Consider the following 13,632-nt stretch of genomic DNA (forward strand, 5'->3'; position numbering starts at 1 on the left):
CCTCAGAACACCGCGTCGACCAGTTGCCGGAACGCCGCCGTGCGGTGGCTGAGCGCGGCCTTTTCCTCAGCCGGCAGTTCGGCGAAAGTCTCGTCGCGGCCGAACGGCACGAACACCGGATCATAGCCGAAGCCGATCGTGCCGCGTGGCGGCCAGGTCAGATGGCCCTCGGCGCGGCCTTCGAACCATTGGACGTGGCCGTCGGGCCAGGCCAGCGCGAGCGTGCAGACGAAGTGGGCATCGCGCGAGGCGTCGGGGCCTTTCGCCGCCAGCGCATCCTCGACCTTGCGCATCGCCAGCCCCCAGTCGCGGCCGGTCGGCGTTTCGGCCCAATCGGCGGTATAGACGCCGGGCTCGCCGCCTAGCGCATCGACGCACAGCCCGCTGTCGTCGGCGAGCGCGGGCAGGCCCGATAGGTCGGCGGCGGCGAGCGCCTTCAGTTCGGCATTGGCGACGAAGGTGGTGCCGGTCTCCTCGGGCTCGGGCAGGTCGAGGTCTTTGGCCGAGACCGCCTCAACGCCATATGGCGCGAGCAAGGCGCGGATTTCGCGGACCTTGCCCTCGTTATGGCTGGCGATGACGAGCTTGCCGGGGGCGAGCTTGCGGATCGCCTGCGGCACCACCTCCTCGGTCACTTCGCCACGGCCTTGGCCTGCGCGGCGAAGATGTCGGTGCAGCCGATGCGGGCGAGGCGGAGCAGGCGGAGCAAAGCTTCCTCGTCATAGGTCGCGCCCTCGGCGGTGGCCTGCGCCTCGGCGATGTTGCCGTTTTCGAGCAGCACGAAATTGGCATCCGCGTCGGCGTTCGAATCCTCATCGTAATCGAGATCGAGCACCGGCGTGCCATTGTAGATGCCGCACGAGATCGCCGCGACCTTCTGCGTCAGTGGATCGGCGGTGAGCTTGCCCTGCGCCATCAGCCCGTCGATCGCGAGCCGCAGCGCCACCCACGCGCCCGAGATCGACGCAGTGCGCGTGCCGCCGTCCGCCTGGATAACGTCGCAATCGAGCACGATCTGGCGCTCACCCAGCAGCTTGAGATCGGTCACCGCGCGCAAGCTGCGGCCGATCAGCCGCTGGATTTCCTGCGTGCGGCCCGATTGCTTGCCCTTGGCGGCCTCGCGGCTGCCGCGCGTGTGGGTGGCGCGGGGCAGCATGCCGTATTCGGCCGTCACCCAGCCTTCGCCCTTGCCGCGCAGGAACGGCGGCACCTTTTCCTCGACCGAGGCGGTGACGAGCACCTTGGTCTCGCCGAAGCCGATCAGCACCGATCCTTCCGCATGTTTGGTGAAGCGCGGCGTGATCGTGATCTCGCGCATTTGATCGGGGGTGCGGCCGGATGGGCGCATGGGAATGTCCTTCGTGATAAGCGTCGCGGGGTGACTAGTCTTTCACTTGCGTGCACGCCAGCCTAGATAAACGCCATGCACGCGCCACCCGTCACCGACCTCAACGATCGCGCCCGCGACGTGTTTCGCGTGGTGGTGGAAAGCTATCTGGCCACCGGCGCGCCGATCGGCTCGCGCACGATCGCGCATCTTTCCGGGCTGAACCTGTCGCCGGCCTCGATCCGCAACGTGATGCAGGATCTGGAGGAACTCGGGCTGCTCGCCGCGCCGCACACCAGCGCCGGGCGGATGCCGACCGAGATCGGGCTGCGGCTGTTCGTCGATGGCATGATGCACGCGATGGAGCCTTCGGTGGAGGAGCGTGCCGCGATCGAATCGCAGGTGCAGCAGGCCGGGCCGGTCGAGGAGGCGCTGGCGGCGACCACCGCTGCGCTCTCGGGCCTGTCGGCATGCGCCGGGCTGGTGATGGTGCCCAAGCGCGAGTTCGTGCTGCGCCAGATGAGTTTCGTGCCGCTCTCCGCTGATAAGGCTTTGGCGGTGCTGGTCGGCGGTGACGGATCGGTCGAGAACCGCGTGGTCGATCTGCCGCCGGGGGTGAGCGTGCCTGCGCTGATCGAGGCGGGCAATTACATGACGGCGACGCTCGGCGGGCTGACACTCGCCGAGGCTCGCGCGCGCATCGAGCGCGAGATGGCCGAGGAGCGTGCGCTGGTCGACAGCGCGGCGCGCGCGCTGATCGAGCGCGGGCTGGCGGTGTGGAGCGAGGATGGCGACCGCCGCCCGGTGCTGATCGTGCGCGGGCAGGGGCGGCTGATCGACGCCGCCGCCGCCGCCGATCTCGACCGGATCAGCGATCTGCTCGACGATCTCGAAGGCAAGCAGGAGATCGCGCGGCTGCTCGACAGCGCGAGCGCGGGCGATGCGACACGGATCTTCATCGGCGCGGAGAACAAGTTGTTTTCGCTGTCCGGATCGTCGGTGATCGCCAAGCCGTTCAGGGGATTGGACGGGCGCGTGGTGGGGGTGGTCGGCGTGATCGGACCCACCCGGTTGAACTATGCGCGCGTTGTCCCCATGGTTGATTTCACTGCCGCGACGCTGGCGCGGCTCATGGGTTAGAGAACCGGGACTGAATGATGATGACCGACGACGACAAGATCGACACCGTACCTGCCGAGGGCGACCTGCGCGAGGAAACCGCCGAGGCGGCGCCCGAGGTGGCCGAGCATGATCGCACCAGCGCGCTCGAGACGGAGCTCGCCGAGGCGAAGAAGGCGGTGCTCTACGCGCATGCCGAGGCGCAGAACATGCGCCGCCGCGCCGAGAAGGAAGCCGCCGACGCGCGCGCCTATGCCGCGACCGCGTTCGCGCGCGATCTGCTGTCGGTGGCGGACAATCTGGAACGCGGCCTGAGCGCGATCCCGGCGGAGCTGCGCGAGGACGACAAGTTCAAGGCGCTGGTGACCGGGCTGGAGGCGACCGGTCGCGAGCTGGAAGCGGTGTTCCAGCGGCACGGCATCAAGAAGATCGTCGCGCTCGGCGAGAAGCTCGATCCGAACTTCCACCAGGCGATGCTGGAAATGCCCAGCGACAAGGAACCGGGCACCGTCGTGCAGGAGATGCAGGCGGGCTATGTCATCAAGGAGCGGCTGCTGCGGCCGGCGCTGGTGGCGGTGGCGAAGGCGGGGTGAGTGAAAGCGTCGCCCCGGCGTCGGTGGAGCCGCGGGTCGTCCGCGCTCCGTTGATGCTGGGGTTGATCGCGTTCCCGATCGTCTTTGTGTGGTTTCTGTTTTTGCCGGGCTTCACCCGCAGCCTTAGATTAGTCGCGCTCGCTTACACCTTTGCGCCCGTAGTCGTAGCCGCAGCCTTCCTGATGGTGTCGGCTGCGGTTCTTGGGATCGCTGAGATCTTGGGAGTGGCACGCTGAGCGGCCTGCGCGTCGAGTTCGAGATAGCTTTGCGCTTGTTCGCGCGGGCCACGACGATCATGAAGAGCCAAGGTTTTGAGGCTCCTGTGCTGGTTGGCGGGGCCGCTGTCGAACTCTATTCGTTGAGCGCGCTCACCACCGGCGATTTTGATATATCGACCGCACGGCAGGAGCCGTTCGAGCAGGCACTTCGCTCGTTGGGTTTCGTGAAGCCGTCTGGGGCGGGCGTCGCCTTGCGGGGATGGGTTCATCCCGAGCTGAAGCTGGGCTTCGAAGTCGTCGCAAGTACTGTACTTGATGGTCTTGCCGACCGCGATAGAATCGTTCTCATCGATCTGGGCAGCGATGGCATCGCGTCGATCATTTCCGTCGAGGATATGATCGCCGATCGGATGGGCCAATTCGCCTCGGGCAGCGCACCTGAAATGCTTGCGCAGGCACAGCGTCTGCTTGCGCTTCACAGCGATGCGGATCGCGCCTATCTCGACCGCAGGATACGCGAAGAAACGATTGGCGAACATGGTATCGAAGACATCCCAACCGGTCCCGCTTGAGGACTTCGTTCGCGATATTGAGCGCCGGCGCGCCGAAACGGGCATCACCGAACTCCCCCGCAACTCCGGCCTGCGTCGCACCGCCAGCAAACGCGCGTTGCTGAAGGCAATCGAAGAGGCTGGCGGCCGGTGGTGAACCCGAACCCCAATATCGTCGCCGAGCGGCCGACCTTCGTCACGCATCTCGAATGTTCGATGACCGGCGAGCGTTACGAGGCCGATCAGCTCCACAATCTGTCGCGCGTCGGCAGGCCGCTGCTGGTGCGCTATGATCTCGACGCGGTTCGCGCCGCGGTGCCGCGCGCGATGATCGAGGCGCGGCCGGCCGATCTGTGGCGGTGGCGCGAGCTGCTGCCGGTGCGGCATAGCCGCGACGTGGTCAGCCTCGGCGAGATCGAGACGCCGCTGGTGCCGATCCCGAAATCGGGCGGGCCGAACGTGCTCGTCAAGGACGAGGGGCGGCTGCCTACGGGCTCGTTCAAGGCGCGCGGGCTCGTCATGGCGGTGTCGATGGCCAAGGCGCTTGGCGTGACGAAGATCGCGATGCCGACCAACGGCAATGCCGGCGCCGCGCTTGCCGCTTATGCGACGCGCTGCGGGATCGAGACGATCGTGCTGTGCCCGGACGACACGCCCGAGATCAACGTGCGCGAGATCGCGATGCAGGGTGCGCGCGTGTACCGCGTCAACGGGCTGATCGACGATTGCGGGGCGATCGTCGCCAAGGGCGCGGCCGAGGGGCTGTGGTTCGATTTCTCGACGCTCAAGGAGCCGTACCGGATCGAGGGCAAGAAGACGATGGGGCTGGAACTGGCCGCGCAACTGCGTTGGACGCTTCCGCGCGCGATCTTCTATCCGACCGGCGGCGGCACCGGCCTGATCGGCATGTGGAAGGCTTTCGCGGAGATGGAGGCGCTCGGCTGGATCGGGCCTGAGCGACCGAAGATGTTCGCGGTGCAGGCGAGCGGCTGCGCGCCGATCGTGCGCGCGTTCGAGGCGGGCGAGGAGCATGCCGAGCGCTGGGAGGATGCCTCGACCGTGGCGGCGGGCATCCGTGTGCCGCGCGCGGTCGGCGATTTCCTGATCCTGCGCGCGGTGCGCGAAAGCGGCGGGCAGGCGATGGCGGTGGGCGATCCGGCTATCCTGAAAGCGGTGGACGAGTGCGCGCGCAAGGACGGGTTGCTGCTCTGTCCCGAAGGCGGGGCGACGTTGGCGGCCTATCGCGAGGCGCTGCGGCTCGGGCTGATCGATGAGGAGGAGAGCGCGGTGCTGTTCAACTGCGCGACGGGCCTCAAATATCCGATGCCCGATGCGAGCGAGACGCTTGATCGCCACCAGCCGATCGACCTGGCGGCGCTGTAGGGCGCTTCAGGGCCGCTCGCGCGACTTGGCGATCAGATGGTATAGCGCCGAGAAATTGGTCGAGAGGTAGCGTGGTGCCAGCCGGCGTGGCTCGATCATCGTGCGGTGCAGCCATTCGAGCCCGACGTTCTGCATCCACATCGGCGCGCGCGGCACATGCGCGCCGACATGATCGAACAGCCCGCCGCAGGTGCGAATCCACGCAAGCCCCTGCAATTGCGCGCGGCGGCGGATCGCGAAGCTCTCCTGGCGCGGCGTGCCCATGCCGACCCACAGCACTTCGGCGCCCGAGGCGCGGATCTCGTCGCAGATCGCATCCTCTTCCGCCTCGGTGAAATAGCCGTGGCGGGTGCCGACGATCTGGAGCCCCGGGTATTGCGCGCACAGCGTCTCGGCGGCGGCGGCGGCGATGCCGGGGCGGGCGCCGAGAAAATAGAATTTCACCCCCGTCTCGACCGCCTTGGCGGCGGCGTCATGGATGAAATCGGTGGTGGCGAGCCGCTCGGGCAGCGGATGTTTCCAGAAGGCGCGCGTGAACAGCACCAGCGGCATGCCGTCGGCATCGATCAGATCGACCGCGTCCATCGTCGCGCGGAAGGCCGCGCTGCGATGATAGAGCGCGATCACGAAGCCGTTCGAGGACACGATCACACGCGGCGCCGCAAGTTCGCCCGAGCGCGCCATAGCGGTATCGCGCGCCATGGCCTCAGCCATTTCCGCGCGGGTCGCGCATACGGTTGGTAGCCCCCCAACCAACGCAATTCTGGGCGAAACTCGGATTTGCGCTACTCTCATGCTAATAAAGGAAGGGGCAGTGCAGGTTATCCGGGCGATAGCCGTTTCAAAAAGGATATGGAACGGCCGTTTGAACCGGGGTGGCTTTCCTCTTCCTTTTTCGTCGTCACGTGGATCGCGCATCAGGACATGCGCGAAGCATCATTACGGCGCTGTTATAGTTCCACTCTTCCCCGTTTGGCGCTGGCGCGTCAAGCACCCGCTGGCGATAATCGCGCGATCAGCGCGCGGGGACGCCGCGCAACGGCTCGCCCGAGGGCAGGCGGAAGCCGCGCCGATACACGAGCGAACTGACGAACAGATAGATCACGATCGTCGGCGGATAGATGAAGGCGGCATCGAAGAAGGAGACCAGCAGGTATCCCGCGCACCCCGCCGCCGCGGCGCGGCGCAGGGTGGAAAGCCGCGACGCCTGGCCGAGCGCGTAACCGACCGGATACACCAGCGCGACGAGCGCGATCAGGAAGCCGATCACGCCGAAGCTGCGAAGCAGGCCGGCGTAGAGGATCTCGGCGATGCGGAACGTGCTCTCGCCGAACGGCGATAGCGTCAGCGTGGTCCATTGTTCGATACGGCCGCCGAGATCGGTGTCGAACAACGAGTCGCTCGACCAGCCGAGCGTGACCATCATGTAGAGGGCGAGCGCGAGCGAGGCGAACGCGGCGATCCAGAACGAGAATCGCGACAGCCGGACCTGGCCCGACATCGCCATGAACATGCCCACCATGATGAGACCGAACCAGGTCGACCGGCTGAGGCTGAGCACCACCGAGAGCAGGAACGCGATCACCCAGGCGCGCGATTTCTCGAAATATATGTACACCGGGGCGAGCATGACCATGCAGGCGCCGAAGATGTTGCCGTTGTTATACGTGCTGATGAGCTTCATCAGCGCGCCACGGCGGTTGTTCTTGTTGAACACGCTCGAAAGTTCGCCGGCGTTGATCGTGATGTAGCGGATTTCGATGATGTGCTTGAACAGGATGAACATCACGAAGTTCAGCAGGCCCCACACGATCACGAACCGCATGCTCCAGCGGAGCACCGTGCCGATCTGCTTTTCGGTGAGATATTCGAGGTGCGCGCACAGCGCGATCAGCATGATCGCCGGCAAGGCGATGAACAGCGCGACGGCGAGCACGACGGAGGATTGAGCGGCGCCGTACAGGATCGTCTTGTAGATGCCGATGAAGCCGACCGCGAGATAGGCGACGAAATTGCCGATCGCGGCGGCCGACAGCGTCGGGCGACGGGCGAGGCCGATCAGCCCGATCGGCGCGACCACGGCGAGCAGCATATAGCCGAAGGTCAGCGGGTAGCCATACACCTCGATACCGGCCTTGGGGGAGGCGATATTGGTGATGATGAGCAGGACATAGACCCAGTAGAAGAACGACGGCCTCGATCCCGCCGAGGCGAGCAGCCGCTGGCCGCGCGCGAGCGGTGCCGGCCAGGCGCGGGGCAACGCGTGATCCGTGGTGAGGGACTGGCCGATCATGAAGGCGCCGATCTCGTGGGAATTGACGTGGACTGATCCCCGGCACGCGCCGGATCGTCAAGCGCAAATCGTCGTCGGGCGGCGCTCATGCGGGGCGCATCCGCCGATCGCGACCGAGCAGGGCCGTGATCTCCTCGACGCCCGGCCGGTTGAACGCGCGGCTGAGCAGGAGGAAGGCCGCGACGCAGGGCACGAGCGACAGCGCGGCGTTGCCGAGCGCCATCCGGGCGAGTGAGAACAGGCCGAGCGCCGCGAGCACGGGAAGCGCGGGCGCGACGATCTGGCGGTGATAGTCGAGGAAGCGCACGGCCGACAGCGGCCGGAGCACCGCGATCCACGCGATCTCCATGAACAGGAAATAGACCGCCGCCATCGCCAGCGACAGCGCGACCGGGCCGGCCATCGCCCCCGCATAGGCCGCGCTGGCGACGAGCGCGGCGAAGCCGAGCTGATACCAGAGCGCGGCCCGGCTCCTGCCGAGCGCGGACAAATAGGTGCCGAGCGGGTTGACCGTGGCGCGCAGCGCGAACCACGCGGCGACATAGGGCAGCAACCGCCCCGCGCCGCGCCAGCGTTCGCCGAGCAGCAAGGGCAACAGATCGGCGCCGAACAGGGCGAGCGCCGCATAGACGGGGAAACAGACCGAAGCCGACATGCGCAGCACGCGCAGATACAGCGTGCCGACGCGGCGCGGATCATGCTGTTCACGCGCCATCAGCGGCAGGCCCACCCGCAGGATGACGGGATTGATCGCGGTCATGATCTTGAGGGCGAGATCGCGCGGCTGGCCGAAACTGCCGAACACCGGCTTGGGGAAGACGAAGCCCGCGATCAGCAGATCGAGCTGGACCGTGACCGAGATCGCCAGATTGACCAGCAGCATATCCAGCCCATACGGCACGAAGCGGCAGACATCGCGCCAGGCGAAATGCCACGCCGGCCGCCAGCCGCGCGCGAGCCACACCCACGACAGGCCAAGCGCGCTGGCCGAGGTGGCGAGCTGCCCCCAGACGACGCAATATGGCCCGGCGCGCGCAAGGGCGAGGCCGACCGCCACCAGAAAGCCGACTGCGGCGGCGGCGACCTCGACCTTGATGACGGCTTCGAAGCGCAGATCGCGTTCGGCGAGGACACGCAACTGGAGGTAGAAGCCGTTGGCGACGAACATGCCGCTCGCGATCCACAGCATCGGCGTGAGGCGCGGGGCGGCGTACAGGTGCGCGAGCAGGGGCGCGGCCGCGATCGTGGCCAGCGCCACGCCCAAGCCGACCATGACGTTGAGCCAATAGAGCGAGGATGTCTCGTCCGCGCTCACGTCGCGGAAGCGGATCAGCGCGCTCGACAGTCCCGCGTCGCACAGGCTTTGCGCGAGTTGCAGCAGCGACATCATCAGTACGACCAGGCCGAAATCGGCGACGCCGAGCAGCCGCGCGACGATCAGCAGTTGCACCGTCGCCAGCACCGCGCGCAGGATGTTGCCCGTCGCGGTCCAGCGGACCGATCCGCGCGCGCCGCTCATGCGTCGAGTACGCGGCGGAACACCGCCTCGTACCGGTCGCACGCGGTCTCGACCGAAAAGTCGCGCGCGCGGGCGATCTGGCGGTCGCGCGGCGCCGGCGCGCGCAGCATCGCGTCGATCGCCTGCGCCATCGCAGCCACGTCGCCGACCGGTACCAGCGCGCCGAACCGTCCGCCCGCGACGATCTCGCGCGGGCCATCGGGACAATCGGTGGTGACGATGCTCGCGCCCGCGCCGAGCGCCTCGACCAGCACGTTGCCGAACCCCTCCCACGCCGAACTCAGCACGAAGAAGCCGGCGGCGGCGATCGACGGGGTGATGTCGAGCACGAATCCGGGCAGCGCGACGCGTCCGGCCACTCCGAGGGTCGCGGCCAGCGCCTCCAGTTCGGCGCGGAGCGGCCCGTCGCCGAAGATCACCGCGCGGAGCCCGCGCTGCCCGCTCAGCGCGAGCGCGCGCAGCAGGGTCGCGAAATCCTTCTGTTCGACCAGCCGCCCGGCGGCGACGATCACCGGCCCGGCGCCGTCGCGCGTCCACGGATGCGCGGCCGTGGCGCCATCGACCGGCGGGCGGTGGGCCGGATTGTAGATGACGTCGATGCGTTCGCGCTCGAGCCGGGCGAAGCGGGCGAGGGAATCGGCGAGCCCGTGCGATACCGCGACGATCGCGTCGGCGCGCCGGTAGGTGAAGATCGCGGCCTTGTGCCACGCCTTTTGTTTCCACCCCGCCAGCCGTGCATGATCGGCCTGCGGATTGGTGCGCTCGGTCAACACGTTGCGCGCGCGCGTGCCCGACAGGAGCCGCGCGATCACCGCCGCGTTGTTGAACTGGGGCATCGCGCTCAGCACGATATCGTAGCGGCCCGCGCGCAGCAGCCGGGCGAGCGCGGGAATCGTGCCGCGCGCGCTGTTGGCCGGATGGCGCAGCCAGTGGATCGTCACGCCGGGCGCGACCGGATAGTCGTTCGGACCCGGCGCGCCGGCGAGGATCAGCGTCAGCTCATGCCCGCGCGCGATGAGTGCGTGCGAGAGGTTGGCGATCATATGCTCGACGCCGCCCGGCCTCAGCCCTTCGTAGAAGAACGCGATCTTCAAAGGCGCTCCCCCCGTTCGCGCGATGTCGGCGGTCCCGTCGCTGGTTTCGGGACGATTCCATCAACATCGGTCGTCCCGAGCCAAGTCGAAGCACGTGTGCGACCGGTGGCCGCTTGTGCGTTCCTTTACCCCCGGCGCTTTGTGTGAAGCACGCTGGCCAAAAAAGCGATAGCGAAACGCGATATCATCGCTTAGCCAATGATGCCGCATGCCATGGCTTCTTCGCGTCCGAGTAGCTGACCGGCCCACGCGGTCCGCCGCCGGCGTGATGCCAGCGCCGTGGCGCCTGCCCGGGCGATCCGCGCGGCTGTTGTCTTATTGGCGTCATGTTCCGCCGCAGTCACGAAGCGTCCGATCGGTCGTCACGATTTCAGCGACCTATGTCCCGATCTTCCTGTTCGTCTTGCTCGTCTTTTCGGGTGTGACCTGGTCGATGGAGGATTCGCAGGTCGTCGCGGATGCCGGCGGCGATCCCGCGATCGGCGTGTTCAGCGGCAAGGCCGGGTTGCTGGCCGGACTGGCGCTGGTCGGCGTGTATCTGCCGGCGCTGCGCGATCCGCCGCGATCGCTGGGCGCGGCCTTGTGCCTGTTCTGGCTGCTCGCCTTCGCATCGGTGCTGTGGGCGGGCACCGTCGGCACCGTGCTGTTCGCGATTACCCATCTGACCCTGCTGCTCGCCGCGGCGATGCTGGCGCACCGGCTGCTCGGTTTCGCGCGCGCGCTGCGGCTGGTCTGGCTGGTGAGCGCGGCGCTGATCCTGCTGTCGGTCGCGCTCGCCGCGACCGGTGATCCGCATGCGGTGATGGGCGGGACGCACGCGGGGCGCTGGCGCGGGCTGTTCGCGCACAAGAACAGCTTCGCGCCGTTCCTCGCCGTCAATCTGCTGATCGCGCTGTTCGCGCAGGCGAGCCTCAAGCTGCCGGTCGTGCTCGTCGTGGCGATGGTGGCGGTCGATCTCGTCGCATTGTTCTTCGCCAATTCCGCGACGGCGGACATCGCCGCCGCCGCCGGCATCGCCGCGGGGATCGCGTTGCTGCCGATCCGCAACCGCGCGGTGCGGACGCTGTGGCGGATCGGCGCGATCGCGGTCGCGTGCGTGCTGGGCGGCGTGCTGCTGCTCCAGCCCGGCGTCACGGGGGAGGCACTGGGGCGCGACACGACGATGAGCGGACGCGCGGCGATGTGGGCGCAGGCGATGCCGCTGACGGTCGAGCGCCCGCTCGGCACCGGCTATGGCTCCGGCGGCGGATCGCGGGTGTCGATTGAATTGCAGAAGCGGATGCACCGCGCGATCAACCTCAGCGTGCAGAGCGGCTATCTCAACCTCGCGCTCGAACTCGGCTGGGGCGCGGTGGTGCTGTTCGCGCTGTGGGCCGGCGGGGGCATGCTATCGGTGCTGTTCAGCCGGCGCGCATCCTCGGCGCAGACCTTGCTCGCCGCATTGCTGGCGGCGATGATCGTCGAGAGCGTTTCGGAGGTGAACGCCTGCTTCGCGCCGGGCTGGCTGCTGCTGGTGACGATGCTGCCGATGATCGAGGCGCGCCGGGCGATGCGGCCACGGCTGCGCCTGCTCCGACGGCGCTATGCGCGGCGAACGGTCACGCCATCAGCGCCTCGCACTGATCGAGCGTATCCTTGAAGGTGGCGATGATCGCCTGGTACGGCGTCGCGCTCGCCATATCGAGCCCGGCGCGCTTGAGGATGTCGACCGCATAGTCCGATCCGCCGGATTTGAGCACGTTCAGATAGGTCTCGCGCTCCTTGGCGCCGCCCGTGAGGATCGATCGCGCGAAATAGGACGCCGCCGAGATCGAGGTGGCATATTGGTAGACGTAGAAGCTCGTATAGAAATGCGGGATATACGCCCATTCCGAGCCATAGGTGTCGGCGATCGCGACGTTCGGGCCGTGGTAGCGGCGCAGCAGATCGAGATAGAGCTTGGTCAGCGTCTCGCCCGACAAGCCTTCGCCCGCCTCGGCCTTGTCGTGGACGAGCAGTTCGAACTCGCCGAACATTGCTTGCCGGTAAAAGGTGCCGCGGATCGATTCGAGCTGTTGGCCGAGATAGAACAGCTTCTCCTGCTTGGTCTTGGCGCGCGCGACCATATAGGCGGCGAGGAGCTGTTCGTTGCAGGTCGAGGCGATCTCGGCGAGGAAGATCGGGTAGTTGGTCTTCTCATACACGTTGTTCTTGTTGGCGAGCAGCGTGTGCATCGCATGGCCCCATTCGTGCGCGTAGGTCGTCATCCCCTCGTAATTCTCGCCGAGGTTGAGCAGCAGATAGGGGTGGACGTCGAATGCCGCGCCGGGGTTCATGTACGCGCCGGATTTCTTGCCGGGGCGGGGCAGCTGGTCCAACCATTTCTTCGCGGTCGCCTCGGCGAAGAGCGCGCCATATTCCGGGCCGAGCGGCCGCAGCGCCTCGATCGTGGTGGCGCGCATCTCGGGCACGGTGATTTTCCGGTCGAGCTGCACCAGCGGCGGATAGATGTCGTAATAGGCCATGTCGGGCAGCTTGAGCAGCGTGCGGCGCAGCTCGAAATAGCGGTGGAGCTGGGGCAGGCCGGCGTTGGTCTCGCGCACCAGAGCGCGGTACACCGCCTCGGGGACGTTGCCGCCCGACAGCGCCATCGCCAGCGAGGTCGGATATTTGCGCGCCTTCTTGGCGAAGACGTCGGCCTTCACATGGCTGAGGTAGGCGGTGCCGAGCGACGCCTGGAACTTGCCATATTGCGCCCAGAAGGTGTCGAACACCAGCTTGCGATCGGCCCGGTTGGGCGCATCGCGGTTCAGCGTATAGGCCTGGTCGTCGAGCCGCACCGCCTTGCCGGTCGACAGCGTCACCGTCGGCCACGGAATGTCCGAGGCGACGAGCTGTTCGCGGATGTCACGCGGGCCGCTGAACGGCGCTGAGGTGCCGGCGAGCAGCACCTCGCCCTCGGGCGAGAGCGTGTGGTCGGCCTGCCGGAGGATGTCGGCGAGCTGGAAGTCGAAATGCTGTTTGAGCGTCGCGTTGGCGGCGACGAACTGGTCGATCCGCGCCTTGCCGACGCTCAGGATTTCCGGCGCGACCCATGACGTGGCCTCGCCGAACGCGGTGTAGAGATCGGTCGCGAGCGCCTCCTTCTCCTGATTGGCGGAAACGCGCAGATCGGCATCGGCCTTGAGGCTGGCATAGGTGTAGATGCGCGAGATCATGCGATCGAGCTTGGTCTGTTCCGATAGCGCCGCCGCCAGCGCGTCGGCGCTGGTGCCGAGCGTGCCCTTGAACTTGGCGAAGCCCGGAAGTTCGGCGAGCGCCTGCCGGCGCGCCGCGTCCCACGCGGCGTCATCGGGGAACAGGTCGGTCAGATCCCAGGCCGCGCCGCCGCCGGCGGGAGCCTGGGCCAAAGCGGGCAGGGCGGCGGCGAACGTGGCGAGACTGGCGGCGGCGATCGCCGAGCGGCGGGTGAGATCTGGCATGACGGATCTTTCAACAGGCGGAATCGGCCGATGATGCCAAAGCGGCCGGTGTTTGGCTAGGGTAGGGCACCGCG

General features: G+C 67.4%; 13 protein-coding genes. 6 read left to right on the plus strand and 7 right to left on the minus strand.

Features of this window, described 5'->3' with window-relative positions; genetic code table 11:
• Positions 1-2: 2 nt before the first annotated feature.
• Complete coding sequence (rdgB, locus tag BLS81_RS13650; RefSeq protein ID WP_093224622.1) at positions 3-635, minus strand: RdgB/HAM1 family non-canonical purine NTP pyrophosphatase; 633 nt, start codon at positions 633-635, stop codon at positions 3-5.
• On the minus strand, positions 632-1,348 hold the full coding sequence (gene rph, locus BLS81_RS13655) for a ribonuclease PH (RefSeq protein WP_093224624.1): 717 nt from the start codon (positions 1,346-1,348) through the stop codon (positions 632-634). Before rph ends, rdgB begins: the two co-directional genes overlap by 4 nt.
• A 75-nt stretch (positions 1,349-1,423) precedes the next feature.
• Between rph and hrcA the strand changes: the two genes are divergently transcribed.
• The 5 genes from hrcA to BLS81_RS13680 all read left to right on the plus strand — a co-directional run bounded on the left by hrcA (position 1,424) and on the right by BLS81_RS13680 (position 5,191).
• On the plus strand, positions 1,424-2,467 hold the full coding sequence (gene hrcA / locus BLS81_RS13660; RefSeq protein WP_093224626.1) for a heat-inducible transcriptional repressor HrcA: 1,044 nt from the start codon (positions 1,424-1,426) through the stop codon (positions 2,465-2,467).
• A 20-nt stretch (positions 2,468-2,487) separates the two neighbouring features.
• Positions 2,488-3,039, plus strand: a complete 552-nt coding sequence (gene grpE, locus BLS81_RS13665) for a nucleotide exchange factor GrpE (RefSeq protein WP_093224726.1) — start codon at positions 2,488-2,490, stop codon at positions 3,037-3,039.
• Complete coding sequence (locus BLS81_RS13670) at positions 3,036-3,275, plus strand: hypothetical protein (protein WP_143023364.1); 240 nt, start codon at positions 3,036-3,038, stop codon at positions 3,273-3,275. Before grpE ends, BLS81_RS13670 begins: the two co-directional genes overlap by 4 nt.
• Before the next feature lie 59 nt (positions 3,276-3,334).
• Positions 3,335-3,829: a hypothetical protein gene (locus BLS81_RS13675; protein WP_256326234.1), complete on the plus strand. Its 495-nt coding sequence runs from the start codon at positions 3,335-3,337 to the stop codon at positions 3,827-3,829.
• Between the two features lie 132 nt (positions 3,830-3,961).
• Positions 3,962-5,191 (plus strand): threonine synthase, encoded by a 1,230-nt coding sequence (locus BLS81_RS13680; protein WP_256326235.1) that lies wholly within the window; start codon positions 3,962-3,964, stop codon positions 5,189-5,191.
• Between the two features lie 6 nt (positions 5,192-5,197).
• Here the strand turns inward: BLS81_RS13680 and BLS81_RS13685 are convergent, their stop codons facing one another.
• The 4 genes from BLS81_RS13685 to BLS81_RS13700 form a co-directional block, all read right to left on the minus strand.
• Positions 5,198-5,905 carry a WecB/TagA/CpsF family glycosyltransferase gene (locus BLS81_RS13685; RefSeq protein ID WP_218123131.1) on the minus strand — a complete coding sequence of 236 codons (708 nt, stop codon included), beginning with the start codon at positions 5,903-5,905 and terminating at the stop codon, positions 5,198-5,200.
• A gap of 301 nt (positions 5,906-6,206) precedes the next feature.
• Positions 6,207-7,484 carry a hypothetical protein gene (locus BLS81_RS13690; RefSeq protein WP_093224634.1) on the minus strand — a complete coding sequence of 426 codons (1,278 nt, stop codon included), beginning with the start codon at positions 7,482-7,484 and terminating at the stop codon, positions 6,207-6,209.
• Positions 7,485-7,569: 85 nt separating this feature from the next.
• On the minus strand, positions 7,570-9,003 hold the full coding sequence (locus BLS81_RS13695) for a lipopolysaccharide biosynthesis protein (RefSeq protein ID WP_093224636.1): 1,434 nt from the start codon (positions 9,001-9,003) through the stop codon (positions 7,570-7,572).
• Positions 9,000-10,097 (minus strand): glycosyltransferase, encoded by a 1,098-nt coding sequence (locus BLS81_RS13700; protein WP_093224638.1) that lies wholly within the window; start codon positions 10,095-10,097, stop codon positions 9,000-9,002. Before BLS81_RS13700 ends, BLS81_RS13695 begins: the two co-directional genes overlap by 4 nt.
• 403 nt (positions 10,098-10,500) lie before the next feature.
• Between BLS81_RS13700 and BLS81_RS13705 the strand changes: the two genes are divergently transcribed.
• Positions 10,501-11,736 (plus strand): O-antigen ligase family protein, encoded by a 1,236-nt coding sequence (locus BLS81_RS13705; protein WP_176787172.1) that lies wholly within the window; start codon positions 10,501-10,503, stop codon positions 11,734-11,736.
• On the opposite strand, the gene pepF is transcribed toward BLS81_RS13705, so the two are convergent.
• Positions 11,696-13,558, minus strand: a complete 1,863-nt coding sequence (gene pepF, locus BLS81_RS13710) for an oligoendopeptidase F (RefSeq protein ID WP_093224641.1) — start codon at positions 13,556-13,558, stop codon at positions 11,696-11,698. The two genes, BLS81_RS13705 and pepF, sit on opposite strands and share 41 nt — an antisense overlap.
• Positions 13,559-13,632: the final 74 nt, after the last annotated feature.

This window comes from Sphingomonas sp. NFR15, assembly GCF_900103265.1.
Taxonomy (GTDB): Bacteria; Pseudomonadota; Alphaproteobacteria; order Sphingomonadales; family Sphingomonadaceae; genus Sphingomonas; species Sphingomonas pollutisoli.